This is a genomic window from Acinetobacter sp. 802_lipA, from assembly GCF_058242885.1.
The window spans coordinates 1,625,461-1,641,608 of sequence record NZ_JBZAYP010000001.1 but is presented as its reverse complement, the minus strand read 5'-3'; the positions used below and the strand labels follow the sequence as shown (position 1 = coordinate 1,641,608).

Annotated in this window: 18 protein-coding genes, 3 tRNA genes and 2 pseudogenes; 13 read left to right on the top strand and 10 right to left on the bottom strand. The window is 40.7% G+C overall.

The features are described 5' to 3' along the window. Window positions 1-418: 418 nt before the first annotated feature. The 6 genes from ssuD to AC4CU3_RS08250 form a co-directional block, all read right to left on the bottom strand. Window positions 419-1,627: an FMNH2-dependent alkanesulfonate monooxygenase gene (ssuD, locus tag AC4CU3_RS08275; RefSeq protein ID WP_004883940.1), complete on the bottom strand. Its 1,209-nt coding sequence runs from the start codon at window positions 1,625-1,627 to the stop codon at window positions 419-421. Between the two features lie 281 nt (window positions 1,628-1,908). After that, window positions 1,909-2,655 (bottom strand): ATP-binding protein, encoded by a 747-nt coding sequence (locus tag AC4CU3_RS08270; protein ID WP_002058176.1) that lies wholly within the window; start codon window positions 2,653-2,655, stop codon window positions 1,909-1,911. A 10-nt stretch (window positions 2,656-2,665) separates the two neighbouring features. Further along, on the bottom strand, window positions 2,666-3,232 hold the full coding sequence (locus AC4CU3_RS08265) for a DUF1376 domain-containing protein (protein WP_151763260.1): 567 nt from the start codon (window positions 3,230-3,232) through the stop codon (window positions 2,666-2,668). A gap of 68 nt (window positions 3,233-3,300) precedes the next feature. Further along, entirely contained in the window at window positions 3,301-3,549 is a 249-nt protein-coding gene (locus AC4CU3_RS08260) for a hypothetical protein (RefSeq protein ID WP_001084944.1), read from the bottom strand. After that, the gene (locus AC4CU3_RS08255) at window positions 3,539-4,723 is read right to left on the bottom strand and encodes a site-specific integrase (RefSeq protein ID WP_004883936.1); all 1,185 of its coding nucleotides are present in this window, start codon (window positions 4,721-4,723) and stop codon (window positions 3,539-3,541) included. Before AC4CU3_RS08255 ends, AC4CU3_RS08260 begins: the two co-directional genes overlap by 11 nt. A gap of 13 nt (window positions 4,724-4,736) precedes the next feature. Further along, window positions 4,737-4,952: a hypothetical protein gene (locus AC4CU3_RS08250; protein WP_001054887.1), complete on the bottom strand. Its 216-nt coding sequence runs from the start codon at window positions 4,950-4,952 to the stop codon at window positions 4,737-4,739. Between the two features lie 110 nt (window positions 4,953-5,062). Here AC4CU3_RS08250 and AC4CU3_RS08245 point away from each other — a divergent pair, with 110 nt between their 5' ends. After that, complete coding sequence (locus AC4CU3_RS08245) at window positions 5,063-5,269, top strand: helix-turn-helix domain-containing protein (RefSeq protein WP_004280956.1); 207 nt, start codon at window positions 5,063-5,065, stop codon at window positions 5,267-5,269. Window positions 5,270-5,660: 391 nt separating this feature from the next. Here AC4CU3_RS08245 and AC4CU3_RS08240 read toward each other — a convergent pair. The 3 genes from AC4CU3_RS08240 to AC4CU3_RS08230 all read right to left on the bottom strand — a co-directional run bounded on the left by AC4CU3_RS08240 (window position 5,661) and on the right by AC4CU3_RS08230 (window position 5,966). After that, window positions 5,661-5,736, bottom strand: a tRNA-Gly gene (locus AC4CU3_RS08240). 37 nt (window positions 5,737-5,773) lie between these two features. Continuing rightward, a tRNA-Gly gene (locus AC4CU3_RS08235) sits at window positions 5,774-5,849 on the bottom strand. Between the two features lie 41 nt (window positions 5,850-5,890). After that, window positions 5,891-5,966, bottom strand: a tRNA-Gly gene (locus AC4CU3_RS08230). Window positions 5,967-6,186: 220 nt separating this feature from the next. Between AC4CU3_RS08230 and AC4CU3_RS08225 the strand changes: the two genes are divergently transcribed. The 5 genes from AC4CU3_RS08225 (at window position 6,187) to AC4CU3_RS08205 (ending at window position 9,037) form a co-directional block, all read left to right on the top strand. Then, entirely contained in the window at window positions 6,187-6,495 is a 309-nt protein-coding gene (locus AC4CU3_RS08225; RefSeq protein ID WP_183175644.1) for a BolA family protein, read from the top strand. Between the two features lie 14 nt (window positions 6,496-6,509). After that, on the top strand, window positions 6,510-6,902 hold the full coding sequence (locus AC4CU3_RS08220; RefSeq protein WP_183175643.1) for a SirB2 family protein: 393 nt from the start codon (window positions 6,510-6,512) through the stop codon (window positions 6,900-6,902). 85 nt (window positions 6,903-6,987) lie between these two features. Continuing rightward, window positions 6,988-7,842, top strand: a complete 855-nt coding sequence (locus AC4CU3_RS08215; RefSeq protein ID WP_125280590.1) for a ParA family protein — start codon at window positions 6,988-6,990, stop codon at window positions 7,840-7,842. Continuing rightward, the gene (locus AC4CU3_RS08210) at window positions 7,839-8,228 is read left to right on the top strand and encodes a hypothetical protein (protein ID WP_490738090.1); all 390 of its coding nucleotides are present in this window, start codon (window positions 7,839-7,841) and stop codon (window positions 8,226-8,228) included. Before AC4CU3_RS08215 ends, AC4CU3_RS08210 begins: the two co-directional genes overlap by 4 nt. A 215-nt stretch (window positions 8,229-8,443) precedes the next feature. Further along, window positions 8,444-9,037, top strand: coding sequence for a LysE family translocator (locus AC4CU3_RS08205; protein ID WP_490738089.1), 594 nt, complete (start codon window positions 8,444-8,446; stop codon window positions 9,035-9,037). Here AC4CU3_RS08205 and AC4CU3_RS08200 read toward each other — a convergent pair. Then, window positions 9,034-9,678 carry a DedA family protein gene (locus AC4CU3_RS08200; RefSeq protein ID WP_004684377.1) on the bottom strand — a complete coding sequence of 215 codons (645 nt, stop codon included), beginning with the start codon at window positions 9,676-9,678 and terminating at the stop codon, window positions 9,034-9,036. The two genes, AC4CU3_RS08205 and AC4CU3_RS08200, sit on opposite strands and share 4 nt — an antisense overlap. Window positions 9,679-9,872: 194 nt before the next feature. Between AC4CU3_RS08200 and AC4CU3_RS08195 the strand changes: the two are divergent. The 7 genes and pseudogenes from AC4CU3_RS08195 to AC4CU3_RS08165 all read left to right on the top strand — a co-directional run bounded on the left by AC4CU3_RS08195 (window position 9,873) and on the right by AC4CU3_RS08165 (window position 16,148). Then, window positions 9,873-10,286, top strand: a pseudogene (locus AC4CU3_RS08195) (DoxX family protein). Window positions 10,287-10,399: 113 nt separating this feature from the next. Then, complete coding sequence (locus AC4CU3_RS08190) at window positions 10,400-10,765, top strand: NirD/YgiW/YdeI family stress tolerance protein (protein ID WP_490738087.1); 366 nt, start codon at window positions 10,400-10,402, stop codon at window positions 10,763-10,765. A gap of 147 nt (window positions 10,766-10,912) precedes the next feature. Further along, complete coding sequence (guaA, locus tag AC4CU3_RS08185) at window positions 10,913-12,481, top strand: glutamine-hydrolyzing GMP synthase (RefSeq protein WP_062031711.1); 1,569 nt, start codon at window positions 10,913-10,915, stop codon at window positions 12,479-12,481. A 303-nt stretch (window positions 12,482-12,784) separates the two neighbouring features. Then, window positions 12,785-13,717, top strand: a complete 933-nt coding sequence (locus AC4CU3_RS08180; RefSeq protein WP_234954970.1) for a restriction endonuclease — start codon at window positions 12,785-12,787, stop codon at window positions 13,715-13,717. Between the two features lie 211 nt (window positions 13,718-13,928). Next, window positions 13,929-14,876 (top strand): pirin family protein, encoded by a 948-nt coding sequence (locus tag AC4CU3_RS08175; RefSeq protein ID WP_490738085.1) that lies wholly within the window; start codon window positions 13,929-13,931, stop codon window positions 14,874-14,876. Between the two features lie 102 nt (window positions 14,877-14,978). Further along, a pseudogene (locus AC4CU3_RS08170) lies at window positions 14,979-15,379 on the top strand (OsmC family protein). Window positions 15,380-15,506: 127 nt separating this feature from the next. Further along, window positions 15,507-16,148, top strand: coding sequence for a glutathione S-transferase family protein (locus AC4CU3_RS08165; RefSeq protein ID WP_490738084.1), 642 nt, complete (start codon window positions 15,507-15,509; stop codon window positions 16,146-16,148).

Sequence of the window (16,148 nt, the reverse complement as noted above, 5' to 3'; positions counted from 1 at the left end):
CTATTGATTAAAAAATGACATACTAGAGACCGTAAAACTAACAGTGTTGGCTTAAAAAATATTCATTACTATCAATAGGTTATTCACATCCCGAATATAACCTAGCTATAGAGAAGTCATTTTTCCTGTGTTGCATTTGCTAAAAAAGTTGGGATATTGACACCTTGATGATTAACTTTAGCAAAGTAGCTTGCTGGTCTAATCTCACCGTATAACTGGCTACCACTTTTTAAAACAAAGTCTATCAGTTAAAAGGTTTATCAGTTAAAAGATGTTTATCATGGCTAGGGTGGATTCCACACACCCTGTCGGATGATAGGTGTCTAATGATAGGTATAGACGAAGCGAAAAACGTGCTTTAATTAGCACGTTTTATCACAAGCATTGAAGACGCCTTTAATATGTCTTTAAGATGAATTTAAGAGGCGATGGCGTGTTTAGGTGCAGCAGTGGTAGGTGTTTTTGGGGTTGCAGTGTCACGGGTTTGTTGCGGTGGTGCATAGTTATTAGCGACAATCTCACCAAACGGTCCTGTCAAATTTGGCTTGACCAAGGTGTTTTGGGTGTCTTTCGGTAATAATGGGAAAACCAATTCAGCAAACCGATACGCCTCTTCTAAGTGTGGATAGCCTGAAAAAATAAAGTTATCAATGCCCAAATCGGCATACTCTTGAATACGCGCGGCAACAGTTTGTGGGTCGCCCACCAGTGCGGTGCCTGCGCCACCACGTACCAGTCCAATCCCTGCCCATAAGTTGGGCGAAATTTCTAAGTTATCACGGCGACCGCCATGCAAGGCTGCCATACGTTGTTGTCCCACCGAGTCCATTTGGGCAAATTTGGCTTGGGCAGCGGCAATGGTGTCGTCATTCACATGACTCAATAATTCATCAGCGGCTTGCCAAGCGGCTTCATTGGTTTCACGCACAATCACGTGCAGACGAATACCATAGCTTAATGTACGACCTTTGGCAGCGGCTTTGGTTTTAAGCTGCTCAATCTTCTCTTTGACGGCGGCAGGCGGCTCACCCCACGTCAAATAACTGTCAACTTGTTCGGCAGCCAGTGTTTGCGCCGCCTCAGATGAACCGCCAAACCACAAGGGCGGATATGGCTGTTGTAGAGGGGGGTACAGCAATTTAGCATCTTCTACTTGCAAGCGTTCACCGTTAAAAGTAAAGGATTCGCCTGTGTGCGAGCGAGTCAAAATCTCTCGCCAAATCGTGGTGTATTCACTGGCTGTCTGATAACGCGTCGCGTGGTCTTCAAAGATGCCATCGCCTTTAAGCTCTTGTTCATCGCCGCCTGTGACCAGATTAAGCAGCAATCGACCATTTGATAATCGATCAAAGGTGCCTGTCATGCGAGCAGCAAGCGCGGGTGTCGTCACCCCAGGGCGTAATGCCACCAAAAACTTTAAGCGAGTGGTCGCATCAATGAGACTAGCGGCGACCAACCAAGGGTCTTCACATGAGCGACCTGTCGGAATCAACACGCCCTCATAGCCAAGGTTATCGGCTGCCACTGCAATTTGCTTCATATAGGTATGGTCAACGGTTCTTGCCCCTTTACTCGTGCCTAAATAACGACTGTCGCCATGTGTCGGTATAAACCAAAAAATTTTCATCGTAACCCCTGCTTGTAAGCTCAAAAATTGATTAAGATAACTCGCCTTCGGTCGTCTTTGCGTAAGTCCTATTAATAAGTACGCTATTCGGTAGTAATTATTTTGATACCGGTAATTCATTAATGAACTTTATGATTTTCAACATAAAATGATAGGATTTCCTCTCTTTTTCTAGAATTTTTCTGTCTATATTTTAGAGAATAAAGTTGAGATTTTTAGAAATTAATTATAAAAAATGCCAATTATATCAATAAGATAATTGGCGGTAGTAAAGACTTCTTTTATCCGGTGATGCGTCTATCATCCCAATAACACGGTACTACAATCAAATTGTTTTCATGTAATCGTGACCATAATCGGACACCTAAATCTCGCTGCATATTTTGGACTGTGAAGTTGGAAATCAGCAGAGTAGATTTCATGTTGTCATAACGGCTATATAAGACCTTATGCACCATCTCCAGGCGTTTTTCATGCCGGTCATGCAGGCCATATTCATCAATCACCAATAAATCAAAACTGGAGAAATGGTCGATGACTTCTTTCTCAGAGCGTGAAGCATCTGACCAGGTATCCATCATTTTTTGAGCAATTTCTGCGCTGGTATAGTAGCGTGCAGATTTTGTACTGTTATGCAGAATGTTGCGAATGATTGACGCACTCAGATGAGTCTTTCCTGTACCCGGTGTACCAATGAGCAGTAGGTTTGGATAATGGTCAGAAATAATCTGCTGTGCAAAAGCCTGACATAGTTTGATGGCATTGTCTTGTGCAGGACATGCAACTACATAATTCTTGAAGCCACGATCCAGGTAGCGTTTATTGAGCCCTGAGTTTTTGATTTTCTGTTGTAGCAATCGCTGTTGCAACTCATCTGCATAGGCTGCATGTGAGTGATGGACGGTTTCTTTGGCACACAATTTACATAGCTTGTGACCAGCGATTTCCATCAGGGGTATATGATGGGTAGGGCAAAGTGTTTCCGTTGTTTCTGTGCGAAACTGGAGCGTTTTAAGCATGGTATTCATGATCACTCTCCTAAATCCATTTGGAATTTTCTAAAAAATCCTCATTTTTTTCTTCAAAATTTGAAGATGAAGATGAAGATGAAGATGAAGATGAAGATGAAGATGAAGATGAAGATGAAGATGAAGGGCATGGTTCAAGCATGACTTGAGTAATACTCGGGTTCTTCTCAGGAGCTGCTTGAGCATTTACTTTTCGTTGCTTGGCTGATGCTTGAGCATTACTTGCGGATTTCCCCCAACGTACTTGAGCTGCATTTTTAGCTTTATCAGATTTCATTTGCTGATTTTGCAATGCTTGGCTTTTTAAACTGCTTAAGAAATTTGAATGAATCTGCTCAGACTCGACTTCAAACAATTCTAGGGCCATCAGCGTATTTAACAAAGTTTTAGCCTTGGTGTGCTGCGGTAATTTCGTGATGCTACAAACAGTCGCTAGGTCGTGAGGAATGGCACCATTTTTCCAGAAATCCATCATTAACAGCAGTGCCGCACCAATTTGTTCTGCCGTCATTCGTGCAAATTTTGCCTGTAGGTCGCCAATATAGAGTGGCATCCAAATTGAAATATCTTTATGCATGTGTTCACCTTTTTATAGGTATAGAGGGGCTAAGGTCATCGATTTGATGACCTTTTATGATTGTTTTATTAGTGAGCTAGGCTCATTAACCGGAAACGGGCCTGTTGAGCCAAGTCATCGTAATGAGCTTGCCCTTCATCCAGCATTCGCTGTAGCCAGAGTCTTAATGCTTGGTGATCATCGAAGCATTTATTGATTTCCAGCAAAAAGGCCAGATTGTGCAGTTTGGGAATGTGTAGCTCATGGATTAATTCACGAGCGACCATATCTGCTTCTGGGCTAACGACTACGCCGCCAAAAAAAGCTTTACTGTTCATGGACAAGCTTCTCTGTATTCAGTCTCTCCAGCATGGCTTCAAAAGCACTACCATCGCGGCGCGTAACATTAGGGATGTAACGGCTATAGACCCGGAATAGCATTTCAGTCGTTGAATGTCCCAGCTGGCGTGCAATCCATTCTGGGTTCTCGCCTGCCGACAGCCAGAGCGTAGCTGCAGTATGACGTGTTTGATAAGCACGACGAGGTTTTAGCCCTAAATAGCGTAGCAGGGGATGCCAGACACGCTTATTGACCAGGCGATAATCAAGCGGCCCACCATCGCGATTACAAAATACAAATTCTGATTTTCCAGAATTTAAGCTTTTTTGTTGCAGAAAGGCCTGATAAACCCGATCACTCATCTGGATCGTGCGGTCAGAACCATAAGTTTTGGTTCCACCAAGCTCCCCATTCACCAATGCTTCACGAATGTGGATTTCCCGACGTTGTAAGTCCACATTTTTCCATTGCAAGCCATCGATCTCACTGGTGCGCATACCTGTGAAAAATCGAACAGTATAATAAGGCTTAAAATCATCACGAACTGTGGCAAGGATTGCGTGTACTTCCTTTAATGAAAAAGGTGTTACTTCAATCTTTCCTTGCTTTAAGTTCTTGATATTTTTATAAGGGCTATCAAATTCATATCGTTCGGCAGCACTATCGAGTATCATACGAAGCACTATCATAATCTGGTTGATTCTTGATGGTGAAAGGCATTCTTGGTTTTTTCCGTGAGTCACTTTGGCGAGGGATGAACGGAATCCAAGAATGTCTGACTTTTTAATATTAATAACAGGAATTGCGCCAAAAAAAGGGATCAAGTACTTTTTGATTACAATTTGAATTTTCTCCTTATAACTTGTACGCCACTCTATTTCTTTATCAGTGAACCAGATTTCACAGAACTTTGAAAATAGAGGTGTTTTAGAGCTGATTTCATTTACTCTGTTTTCTGCATTTTTGATTTCTTTCAAACGAGAACTTTTTGGAAAGTACTTAGCATAGTCAAAAATACCCAATAAGATTTCCGCTTCCATTCGCTCAATCACTTTTTCAAGCTTTTTGCGATTCGGAGCATTGTCTTCAAGAGCTGTTGTTTCACGACAACGGATGTTTAAGTATCGAAAATCGACACATAACTTACCGTATCTAGTACGGATGGCAGCCATAATAATATCCTCCTTATTGAAGTTGTAGGCTGTGTAGCGAGCCTAAAGTGGTTTTAGTCATATCTTCTTCAATACGCTCCCATACATATAAAATTTTGCGTCCACCAAAAGGGCGGATGTAATGAATACCTTCGATTAGAACGCTATCCTTTAACTGATTACGAATGGTACGTTCGTTATAATGGATTCGTTCTGCCAATTCTTTTGTAGTAATATAAGTAAGATTCATGTTTGTATCCTTTTATAAAGTATCACAATGGTGTTATTTAAGATCATAATGCAATAATAAATGCGTTTAATACATCATGCAAGTACTTTATTACACAATGGTGGTAATTAATGATAGTTTGTAACTTGCCTGTTCTTTTGGCGGAACGAAGAATGAAAGTGGCAGATGTAGCTCGGGCAACCGGAATGAGTAAGACGACTTTACATAAGCTTTATAATGGTCAATCAACTCGTATTGATTTTGAAACATTAGAAAAATTGTGCGTATTGTTAAATGTAGACGTTGGTGATTTATTAAAGTTCAAGCCAGATGAATAATTATTGCTAATAAAAAGCGTCATATAATTTAATAATTTTCTAGTTAGTATATTGTTTTTATTAAGTATTTTTGGTGACCAAATTTGGTCACCATTTTTTATAAGAGATTAAAAAGCTTTAATGAAAGCCATAAGGGAGTGCTTCAGGTTTTTTTAAAAATTACTCAGTTCATATTGAGTAGAATTCATGCAAAAACTTAAACATGTTGATCTATAGTTGACATTGATAGGGCACGTTTTGGTCACTTTTGGTCACGTAAGCCCACTCTTAACTGATCTAACTTAACTTTTTACTCACTTTGAAGCTGATAGCTTTATAGACTGAAAGAAAAAATGTTATTTAAAATCAACAACGAAAAAGCCCCAATCTTTCGATCAGGGCTTTTTGAATTTGGAGCGGGAAACGAGACTCGAACTCGCGACCCCAACCTTGGCAAGGTTGTGCTCTACCAACTGAGCTATTCCCGCGTATTGAGCAGTTTTTATAAAAACTTACACTAAAAAATGGAGCGGGAAACGAGACTCGAACTCGCGACCCCAACCTTGGCAAGGTTGTGCTCTACCAACTGAGCTATTCCCGCGTATTGAGCAGTTTTTGCTAAAACTTACACTGAAAAAAATTTGGAGCGGGAAACGAGACTCGAACTCGCGACCCCAACCTTGGCAAGGTTGTGCTCTACCAACTGAGCTATTCCCGCATAGCGCTGTATGATACAGCAAGCAAGTTCAGGGTCAATAGCTTTATGAAAAAGCTGAGTTTAATTGCATAAAATAAAGCCAGTTTTAGATGATGTCTTGAGATTTTTTTAAATTTTGCTCGTGAAAAGTTGTGCCTCATGCTACTGAAAGGATTTTACGCATTCAACATCCTGAAGGAACAGGTATACTCTGAACGAATCATTATTTTTGGAGACAGGTATGAGCTTGGAGCAGCAACTGATTGAACGCTTACAACAGCTTTCCCCATCACATTTAGAAGTCGTGAATGAATCTTCTGGTCATGGCGGCTATTTCCCAGGGAAAGAGTCACATTTTAAAGTGATCGTGGTGAGTGAGAGTTTTGAGGGATTGCGTTTAGTTCAACGCCATCAAAAAATTTATGCGGTAGCAGGAGAGTTACTCAGTCCAGGTAAAATTCATGCTTTGGCTATACATGCCTTTTTACCCACAGAATGGCAAGGACAAGACACTTCTAGTCCAAATTGCGCACATGCCCCGAAAAGCTAATCAGAGATTCAGTCATGGAAACACAATTATTGATTAAGATCGTGCATATGAGTGCGGTCAGCTTGGCATGTGTCGTGATTTTGGCGCGTGCCATGACGCTATTTAAAGGCGTCCAAGGCAATCAGCCCAATCCAGCAGGTCGAACAGCTTTTGTAGCCCTTCAGCACTTAAGTATGCTGGTGATTGTAATGACTGGCATTGCCCTTTTGGTCATGAAAAACTTTGATGTGCAAACATGGTTTTATGCCAAAGTGGTTTTATTTTTAGTGATGTTATCCTCTTTGTCGAAAGCTTATAAAAAAGAAGACAGCATTTTACTTACACAGCGCCGAGCGGGGTTATTCTTAGCGGTGGTTGCGATGATATCCATTTTAGGTTTAGTCATGATTAAACCAAACTTTGGCTAATTGTTAGACATAATTATCGGCACAGCGATTGTTCTGCGCTACACTGCTATCTATAGCGGAAAAATAACAAGAGGGAGGGGATTTCATGCATACACGTGTGGTATTTAATCAAAAAGGTGGTGTCGGTAAGTCCAGTATTGCAGTAAATTTGGCGGCAATTAGTGCACATCAAGGCCTAAGAACCTTATTGATTGATCTCGATCCGCAAGCGAATTCGAGTCAGTATGTGCTGGGCGATGACGCAACGTATTCAGCAGACAAACCAGCTTTAGAACCCAATATTGAAAACTATTTTGAAGAAGTGCTTGGAACGACTCAAAATAAAAGTTTATTGGGCAGTGCCATTGGTTCAATTCTCAAAGGACGAGCTAAAGGTTTAGAAAGTTATGTACACCAATCCCCTTTTAAAAATTTGGATGTGATTCCAGCCAGCCCTAGCCTCGGGGCACTGGCTTATGCTTTAGAGTCAAAACATAAAATTTATAAACTGCGTGATGCGTTACAACAGCTTGCTGGAAAATATGATCGTGTTTATATCGATACACCACCAGCCTTTAACTTTTTTACTTTGTCGGCACTGATTGCAGCCAATAAAGTCCTGATACCGTTTGATTGTGATGTCTTTTCTAAACGTGCATTGCAAACTTTGATCGAAAATGTGCTCGAAACTCAAGACGATCATAATGATCATTTAGAAATTGAAGGCATTGTGGTGAATCAGTTCCAAGCGCAGGCCAAACTTCCGCGTGAAGTGGTGCAACAGCTGAAGGATGAAGGTCTTCCTGTACTAGAAAGTATGTTGCCCCCATCAGTGCTGATGAAAGAATCGCACCACAAAAATTTACCTTTGATTCATTTGGCACACGATCATAAATTGACGCAGGCCTATCAATCATTGTTCAATGAGATTGAGAATAATAAACTGCGAGATTCAGCATGAAAAAGATCACAATTGCTTTTTTAGTGGGCAGTACGCTGTTATTGAGCGCCTGTGCCACAACAGTTAAACCGACTTATGTCTCTCCTACACAGTATCAGGCTTTGAACTGCCAACAGTTACAAGCGGAATATAATCGGATTCAGCAACATTTAGATGAAGGTGTACCCACTGCGAAACGTACGGGTGTCGGCGTGGGTCTAGGTCTGGGTGGTGGATGGAGTCATGGTGGCGGTTGGGGCTTTGGTCCAAGTGTTTCAGTCAATATGGGACAATCATCGAATACCAAAAAAACTGAAATTTCACGACTTTTGGGGCAGCAAGAAGCGATTGTACAGGCTGCAAAATTCAAAGGCTGTGCGATTAACGTGCAAAATAAGGCGAATTAATGCCGCATTTATTCATCCTGCTGAAGGGTTCAACCTTTCAGCAGTCACTAAAATCTTAGCAAAATGTTTCGAAAATAATTTCAATAAAACAAAGGGCTATCGTTTTTCTTTGCACTTTTCTACCTCATGGGTTCTGTGTTTTTTTCCGCTTTGACTTGAGGAAACCGCTCTTTTTCGGCTAAATTGCGCATCTTTAATGCTGTTGTTGGATGTCTATGATTGAGAGTTGGCTGTTTGTATTGGCAATGATTGCTGTCTTGATGATTCCGGGACCAACCAATGCTTTACTTGCAAGCTCTGCACATCAGCAAGGTCTGGCGAAGACCAGCTTACTTGTACCCGCAGAACTGTTTGGGTATTTCTATGCCATCAATTTATGGGCACTCCTGATTCATCTCAGCACCCCGACTTGGCCTTATCTGATTGATCTTTTACATGTACTCAGTGCAGTTTATGTGTTCTGGTTGGCTTTTCATTTGTGGAAAAGCTCGCACTTAGAAAAACATAATCAACGTTTTACCTCGATTCGACCTAAACAATTGTTTTTTTCTACTTTGAAAAATCCGAAAGCGGTCTTATTTGCTGCGGGTATTTTTCCCTATGAAGCTTGGGATAATCCCACCAATTTCTTTTTGGTGTTTGCGGTGTTTAGTCTGGTGTTATTGCCAACGGCACTGTTCTGGATGTCTTTTGGCCGTGCCATTTTATCGGGTGAGTCCAAACAAATAAAAGCCGATCTATTATATAAAGGATCGGCCATGTTGTTGGTGGTGTGTATGTTTCCCGTGATTCTACGCTTTTTTGCTTAAGCTTCAGTGGTTGATTTTTTCTTTAATTTGGCACGAATAAAACCAATAATCCCCGGCAAGACACTAATAATAATAATGCCGAAAATCAGATGCGTGAAATTGTCTTTGACCACAGGCACATTACCAAAAATATAGCCTAAAGTAATAAATGAACCAATCCAGCAGAATGCACCAATCAGGTTATAAGACAGGAAAAATTTGTAGTCCATTTTTCCTGCACCTGCTACAAAAGGTGCAAAGGTTCGCGCAAAAGGGATAAAGCGTGCAAAAATAATAGTTTTACCACCATGTTTTTCAAAGAACTTTTGCGTATTAATCAGGTGTTGTTTATTGATGAAACGGGATTCGATTTCAAAAACGCGCGGTCCAATATAACGGCCAATGTGATAATTCAGCGTATCGCCCAGTACAGCTGCGATAAAAAGTAAAACACCAAGAGTCCACGGGTTCATTGCACCCGTTGATGCTGCTAAGGCACCTGCGGCAAACAATAAGCTGTCGCCGGGTAGAAACGGCATGACCACCAAACCTGTTTCCACAAAGATGATGAGAAACAAAATTGCATAAATCCAAACCCCATAGTTGGTGATAAACTCAAGCAGATGGTCATCGACATGTAATATAAAATCAATCAGTTCCATGGGGCACAAATAAGCAAAAGAGTGCGGAAATCCTAGCAGTCTCGTTATCAGAAGTCAGTATTAAAACGTAAATAAATTTAGTTATCAGTGTTCTTATCTTAAAACGATGTGTGATGAAAATGGATATTTATTCTAAAAATAGAGAACATTAAGATAGCTACAACTTCAAATAAAACGTATTTAAAGGTGTAAAAATATTTAATCGAAATGTTGTGGCCAAAAATATTGTCAATCAACCCAATACAGATGTAGTTTTAGCTTTAATTCCCCGTGTACTGATGGCTTATATTTTCCTTGTTGCAGGCTAGGGAGAAATTTCAGCTTATAGCATAACTTTAGGGTATATGGAGTCGATGAGGACTTGGAGCGCTATTACCTTTAACCATTTTAGTTGAGTTTGGTGGTGGCTTAGCGCTGTTATTTGGTTTTCAAGCCCGCTTTGCTGCGTTTGGCTTAGACCTATTTAGTGTTATTACGGCGTTTATTTTTCACGATGGCGCACAAGCCAGCATTAATTTTATGAAAAATTTTGCCATGCAGGTGGTCTATTTTTTCTAATGCTACATGGTGCAGGAAAAATGAGTCTAGATCATCTGATTGAAAAATAATTCAAAATGAAAAGCAGCATTCACGATGCTGCTTTTTTTTATTTACAAAAAAGTACGGTGTGGACGTTCATTTTTTGTTTTGATCAAGATCAATAAAACATGAGGAAAATAAAATGAAAAATCTTTTTAAAATAGGGTTATGTATTACAAGTCTAAGTCTTGCCGCTAGTGCATGGGCTAAAGATGACCATATCATTTTACAAGAAGCAGCAAAGAATCATGTCTCTGTGTCAGCCATTGCAAAGCTCAAAGATGAAACGGCGGTCACTTTAAAAGGCACACTGCTGAAACATCTCAATGAAGACCACTACGAGTTCAGCGATGGTACAGGGGTTATTTTGCTGGATATTGATGACGATTTATGGAAAGCATCTAATATTAAAGCAGGCGATAAAGTGCAGGTTGTGGGTGAGGTGGATACACATCGTTATAAACCGACCGATATTGAAGTCGTTAAAATAGAAAAAGTTTTGAAATAAACATCAGGCACGCGAAAGCGTGCTTTTTGATATAAAAACCATTGGGTTTTAAGCGTTGTATAAAGCTTGTCCGAATTATGTGCGTTATGCGCGGAAAAATGCTAGAATACGGCGCTTATATTCGTTTGCCTTTCATAGTTGTTTGTCATGACTACCAATACTCAAATTACTGAAGATCGTATCCTTATTTTGGATTTCGGTTCTCAATATAGCCAGCTTATTGCACGCCGCGTACGTGAAGCTGGTGTATATTCTGAAATGTATGCCTATGACATGTCTGAAGAAGACATTCGTGCATTTAATCCAAACGGTATCATCTTATCAGGTGGTCCTGAGAGCGTACACGAAGAAGGCAGCCCTCGTGCGCCAGAAGTTGTGTTCAACTTAGGTGTACCAGTTTTGGGTATTTGCTATGGCTTACAAACCATGTCTGCACAGCTTGGCGGTAAAGTTGAGCCGGGTACTGTACATGAATTCGGTTATGCCGAAGTAAACATCCAAGTTCGTGACAAGTTGATTGGTGATCTTGAAGACACCAAAGACCAACTTAAAGTCTGGATGAGTCATGGTGACAAAGTGACAGCGATTCCTGAAGGTTTCCAAATCACTGCAAGCACACCAAGCTGTCCAGTGGCGATGGTTTCGGATGAAACGCGTCGATTTTACGGGATTCAGTTCCACCCAGAAGTAACGCACACTGCAAAAGGTGCAGAGTTATTATCGAACTTTGTACACAGCATTTGTGGCTGTCGTAGCCTGTGGAACTCTGAAAACATCATTGACCTACGCGTTGAACAATTACGTGAGCAAATTGGCGATCAAAAAGTTCTTTTAGGTCTGTCGGGTGGTGTGGATTCTTCGGTTGTTGCTGCGCTTTTACACCGTGCGATTGGTGATCAATTGACTTGCGTATTTGTAGACAATGGTCTGCTTCGTTTGAACGAAGGTGAGCAAGTGATGGACATGTTTGCGAAAAACATGGGTATCCGTGTGATTCGTGCCGATGCTGAAGAGCGTTTCTTGACTGCACTTGCGGGTGAAGTTGATCCTGAGAAAAAACGTAAAATCATTGGTCGTGAGTTCATCGAAGTTTTTGCTGAAGAAGCGCGTAAGCTTGATGGCGTAAACTTCCTTGCTCAAGGGACGATTTACCCAGACGTGATCGAATCTGCGGCAACTAAAAATGGTAAAGCGCATGTGATTAAATCACACCATAATGTGGGCGGTTTACCAGATGACTTGGCTTTTGAATTGGTTGAGCCAATCCGTGATTTATTTAAAGATGAAGTGCGTCGTTTAGGTACAACTTTAGGTTTACCGTTTGAAATGCTATATCGTCATCCATTCCCAGGTCCAGGTTTGGGCGTGCGTATTTTGGGTGAAGTGAAGAAAGAATATGCAGACATTTTACGTCTTGCAGATGATATCTTTATGCAAGAGCTTCGTGCAAGTGGTTGGTATGATAAAACTGCGCAAGCATTTGCTGTATTCCAACCGGTGAAATCTGTTGGTGTCGTCGGTGATGGTCGTCGTTATGCATGGGTGATTGCACTTCGTGCTGTTGAAACGGTTGACTTTATGACAGCGCGTTTCGCACATCTTCCTTATGATTTGGTTGATAAAATTTCGACACGCATCATGAACGAAATTAAAGATGTTTCTCGTGTCGTTTATGACGTGTCGTCTAAGCCACCAGCAACGATTGAATGGGAGTAAAACTGGGCTTTCATGAAGCAACACTTCATGCCAGTTTTACGCCAAAGGCTACGCCTGCGGCAGAAAGGCTTTCAAGAAGCGAAGCATCTTGCCTAAATTACGCCAAGAGCTATGCTCGCGGCAGTCGGGGTTTTAAAATGCAACGCATTTTACCGATTTTATGTCATGAATGAGTTTTAAAGTGAAGCTTTAAAACGAAGTGCAAGATGCTTAAGGCAGTGATGAAAATTATTTTTAGAAAGGACGCTTAGGCGTCCTTTTTATTTTATACTGAGTAAAAATAATATCTTATATGAGTGGAAAATGTCTTTACCAACTTATGATCAATTAGCACTCCCTCTCATGCTTTTATTATCAGAATTGGACAAACCTATCAAAGTATCAGATGCAGCAAATATTTTGGCTGAACGTTCAAAATTATCGAGTGAAGTTTTGAATCAGACTTTACCTAGTGGCAAAAATATTTTTAAAGATCGGGTTGCTTGGTCAAAGACATATTTAGTAAAAGCGGGTTTGATTAATCAGCCACAGAGAGCATATTGTGAGATTAGTGAATTAGGGAAGACAATTGATTTAAATGGTCTAGATGCCATAACTAATGAATTTTTATCTCAATTTGATAGTTTTAGAGAGTTTAAATTTGGTCGTAAGAATGATATCAGTGAAGAAAATACGACTGTCAATGAAGAAAAAAAGTTACAAGTATTAGCAGAAACGCAGACACCAGAAGAAACGATAGAGTGTACAACGGAGTTATTAATTTCTAATTTGAAAACTGATTTACTTCAAATGGTCAAAGATAGAACACCCGCATTTTTTGAAAGACTAGTTGTCGATTTACTTGTTGCTATGGGTTATGGAGGATCGCATCAAGATGCCGCTCAAGCGATTGGCAAAACTAGTGATGGCGGTATCGATGGAATTATTAGTGAAGACCGTTTAGGTTTAGACAAAATTTATATTCAGGCTAAACGCTGGGAAAATACAGTGGGTCGGCCTGAGATACAGCAATTTAAAGGCGCACTGGCAGATCAAGTAGCTAAGAAAGGTGTCTTTATTACAACTTCCAATTTTAGTAAAGAGGCGATGGAGTCGGCTAAAAAATCAGGCATTGTTTTAATTGATGGTAATAAATTAACAGCTCTCATGATTGAATTTGGTTTAGGTGTTCAAGTGGAGCGTAGTTTTCATATCTATAAAATTGATCAAGATCGTTTTGATGAAGAAAACTTTTGATTTTTCCTAAGTCATTGCTTTCCATCGCCTCTAAAACACACCTTATAAAGATGTAACAACATTTTTACATCGATGCATTGCCTTATAGTTAAGTTTTGAAAACACAAGATATTGTCCCAAGTTTAAGAATCAGCATTCTATTTTTAGGGATGTGCAGTTGGGAATCTGCTTGTTATGATCTAGGACATATGGATCTGTAATGAGTAAGCACATGACGAATAATAATTATACTGAACTTTCACATTCGGATGACTGTGAAAAATACGTAAATCAATTCATTCAAGAGTTTCCACTGAGAAGTGCTGAAATAGGCCAAGGGACGGTCATCAAACGCGCGCTGCCAAGTCGTCATAAAAGAATGATTGGTGCATGGTGTTTCTTAGATCACGCGGGCCCTGTAACCTTCCCACAAGGGGATGGTTTAGATGTTGGCCCACATCCACATATCGGTTTGCAAACCTTTACATGGATGATTGAAGGCACCATGATGCACACCGATAGTTTGGGTAGCAAGCAGCTGATTCGTCCAAAACAGGTCAATTTAATGACCGCAGGACACGGGATTTCCCATACGGAAGTCGCACCAGATACAGAAACCAAAATGCATGCAGCACAATTGTGGATTGCATTGCCCGATGCAGAAATTGCTGTTGAACCACGTTTCGATCACTATCCAAAACTGCCAGTGGTGGAAAAAGATGGGGTGGAATTTACCGTTTTGGTCGGAGAGTTTTTAAATACCACTTCACCTGTGAGTGTCTATACCGAGCTGTTAGGGGTGGACTTAAGTGCAGCAGAAAGTACCAAAACCCGTTTAACACTCAATCTAAACTTTGAATATGGCTTTATGGCTTTAGAAGGAACGGCTACGGTCAATGGGCACGAACTGAATGAAGATAATATGGTGGTGCTCGAGCAGGGTGTAAGCGCGATTGAAATTGAAATTCATGCTGGTAGTCGCTTGTTACTGTTAGGTGGTGAGCCGTTTGAAAGTCCAATTCTACTGTGGTGGAATTTTGTTGGTCGTACTCAAGAAGAATTGAAAATTGCACGTGATCAGTGGATTGCACAAGATGAACGTTTTGGTTCGATTCCTGACTATGAAGGTCCGCGCTTAGAAGCTCCAGCATTTCCAGACCAAATGCGCGCTTCAAAATAAAGGGAATACTGCGACAAGTCGTTCAACAACAGAATAGGTGGATAGTTTCAATACTTGAAACCTATTCAAAATAATATCAATGAAAAATAGGATAATAAAAAAATGGGAATCATTGCGAATGCGAAAGTAAAAACATGCGTCGAAGCATGGTCTGGTGAAGTAAGCAGTGGGCGACATCAATTCATTACCGATAAACCAGCGTCTTTTGGCGGTCAGGACAAACGCCCTGCACGTTATGACTTTATTTGTACAGGTTTGATTTCCTGCACCATGATTACCCTACGTATGTATGCGTAGCACAAAGGTATTGAGTGAGGGGCTCTTTCAGTGTCGAAGCGGATTTTAATGCCAATAAAGAAGGCCGAGAATGGATCAGCCGTCGTTTGTCGTTTGAGCAAACATTGACAGAAGAAGCACACCAAAAAATCTTAGACATCTGTCAGAAAACACCAGTCATTAAAACTTTATTACGTTCCGTCGAGATTGAAACCTCAATTGTTTAACTCGCTTGACGGTTTTTATAGGCAGTAAAGGATTTTGAGCGACTGGATATTCATGTGTATCGACAGGTGCAAAATCCAAATTTTAGCGTAAAGTGAGTGCTAGATTTCAATTAAAAAAGGTAAAACAATGATCACCCTGCACCATTTGGAACATTCACGCTCTTTACGCATTTTATGGGCTTTGGAAGAGTTAGGGTTGGAGTATGAGGTGAAGGTTTATAAACGCCTACCGACCTATGCTGCACCACCTGAGTTAAAAAACATTCATCCCTTAGGCAAAGCCCCTGTTTTGACCGATGGTGATTTGGTCATAGCAGAATCTGCGGTGATTTTAGAATACTTGCAAGCCACCTACGATACAGAACACAAGTTTAAACCGAAAAATCCAAAGGACTTAATGCAATACAACTACTGGATGCATTATGCCGAAGGCTCGTTGATGCCATATTTGGTCATGACCTTGGTGATGAATAATGTCCCGAAGCATGTTCCCTTTCTAATTAAACCGCTTGCCAATAAAATTTGTGATGGAGTTAAAGGTGGCTTTATTAATCCACGCTTGAAAGAGCACAGTGCATATTTGGAAAATTATTTGTCTCAACATGACTATTTTGCAGGTGATTTTTCCTTTGCTGATATTCAAATGAGCTTTCCTGTGGTGGCGATGCAAGAGCGGGTAAAAGCCCATAACCCTCAAATGGTGGCTTATGCACAGCGTATTCAGCAGCGCCCAGCATTTAAAAAAGCCAAAGAGCTCAGTGGGTTCTAA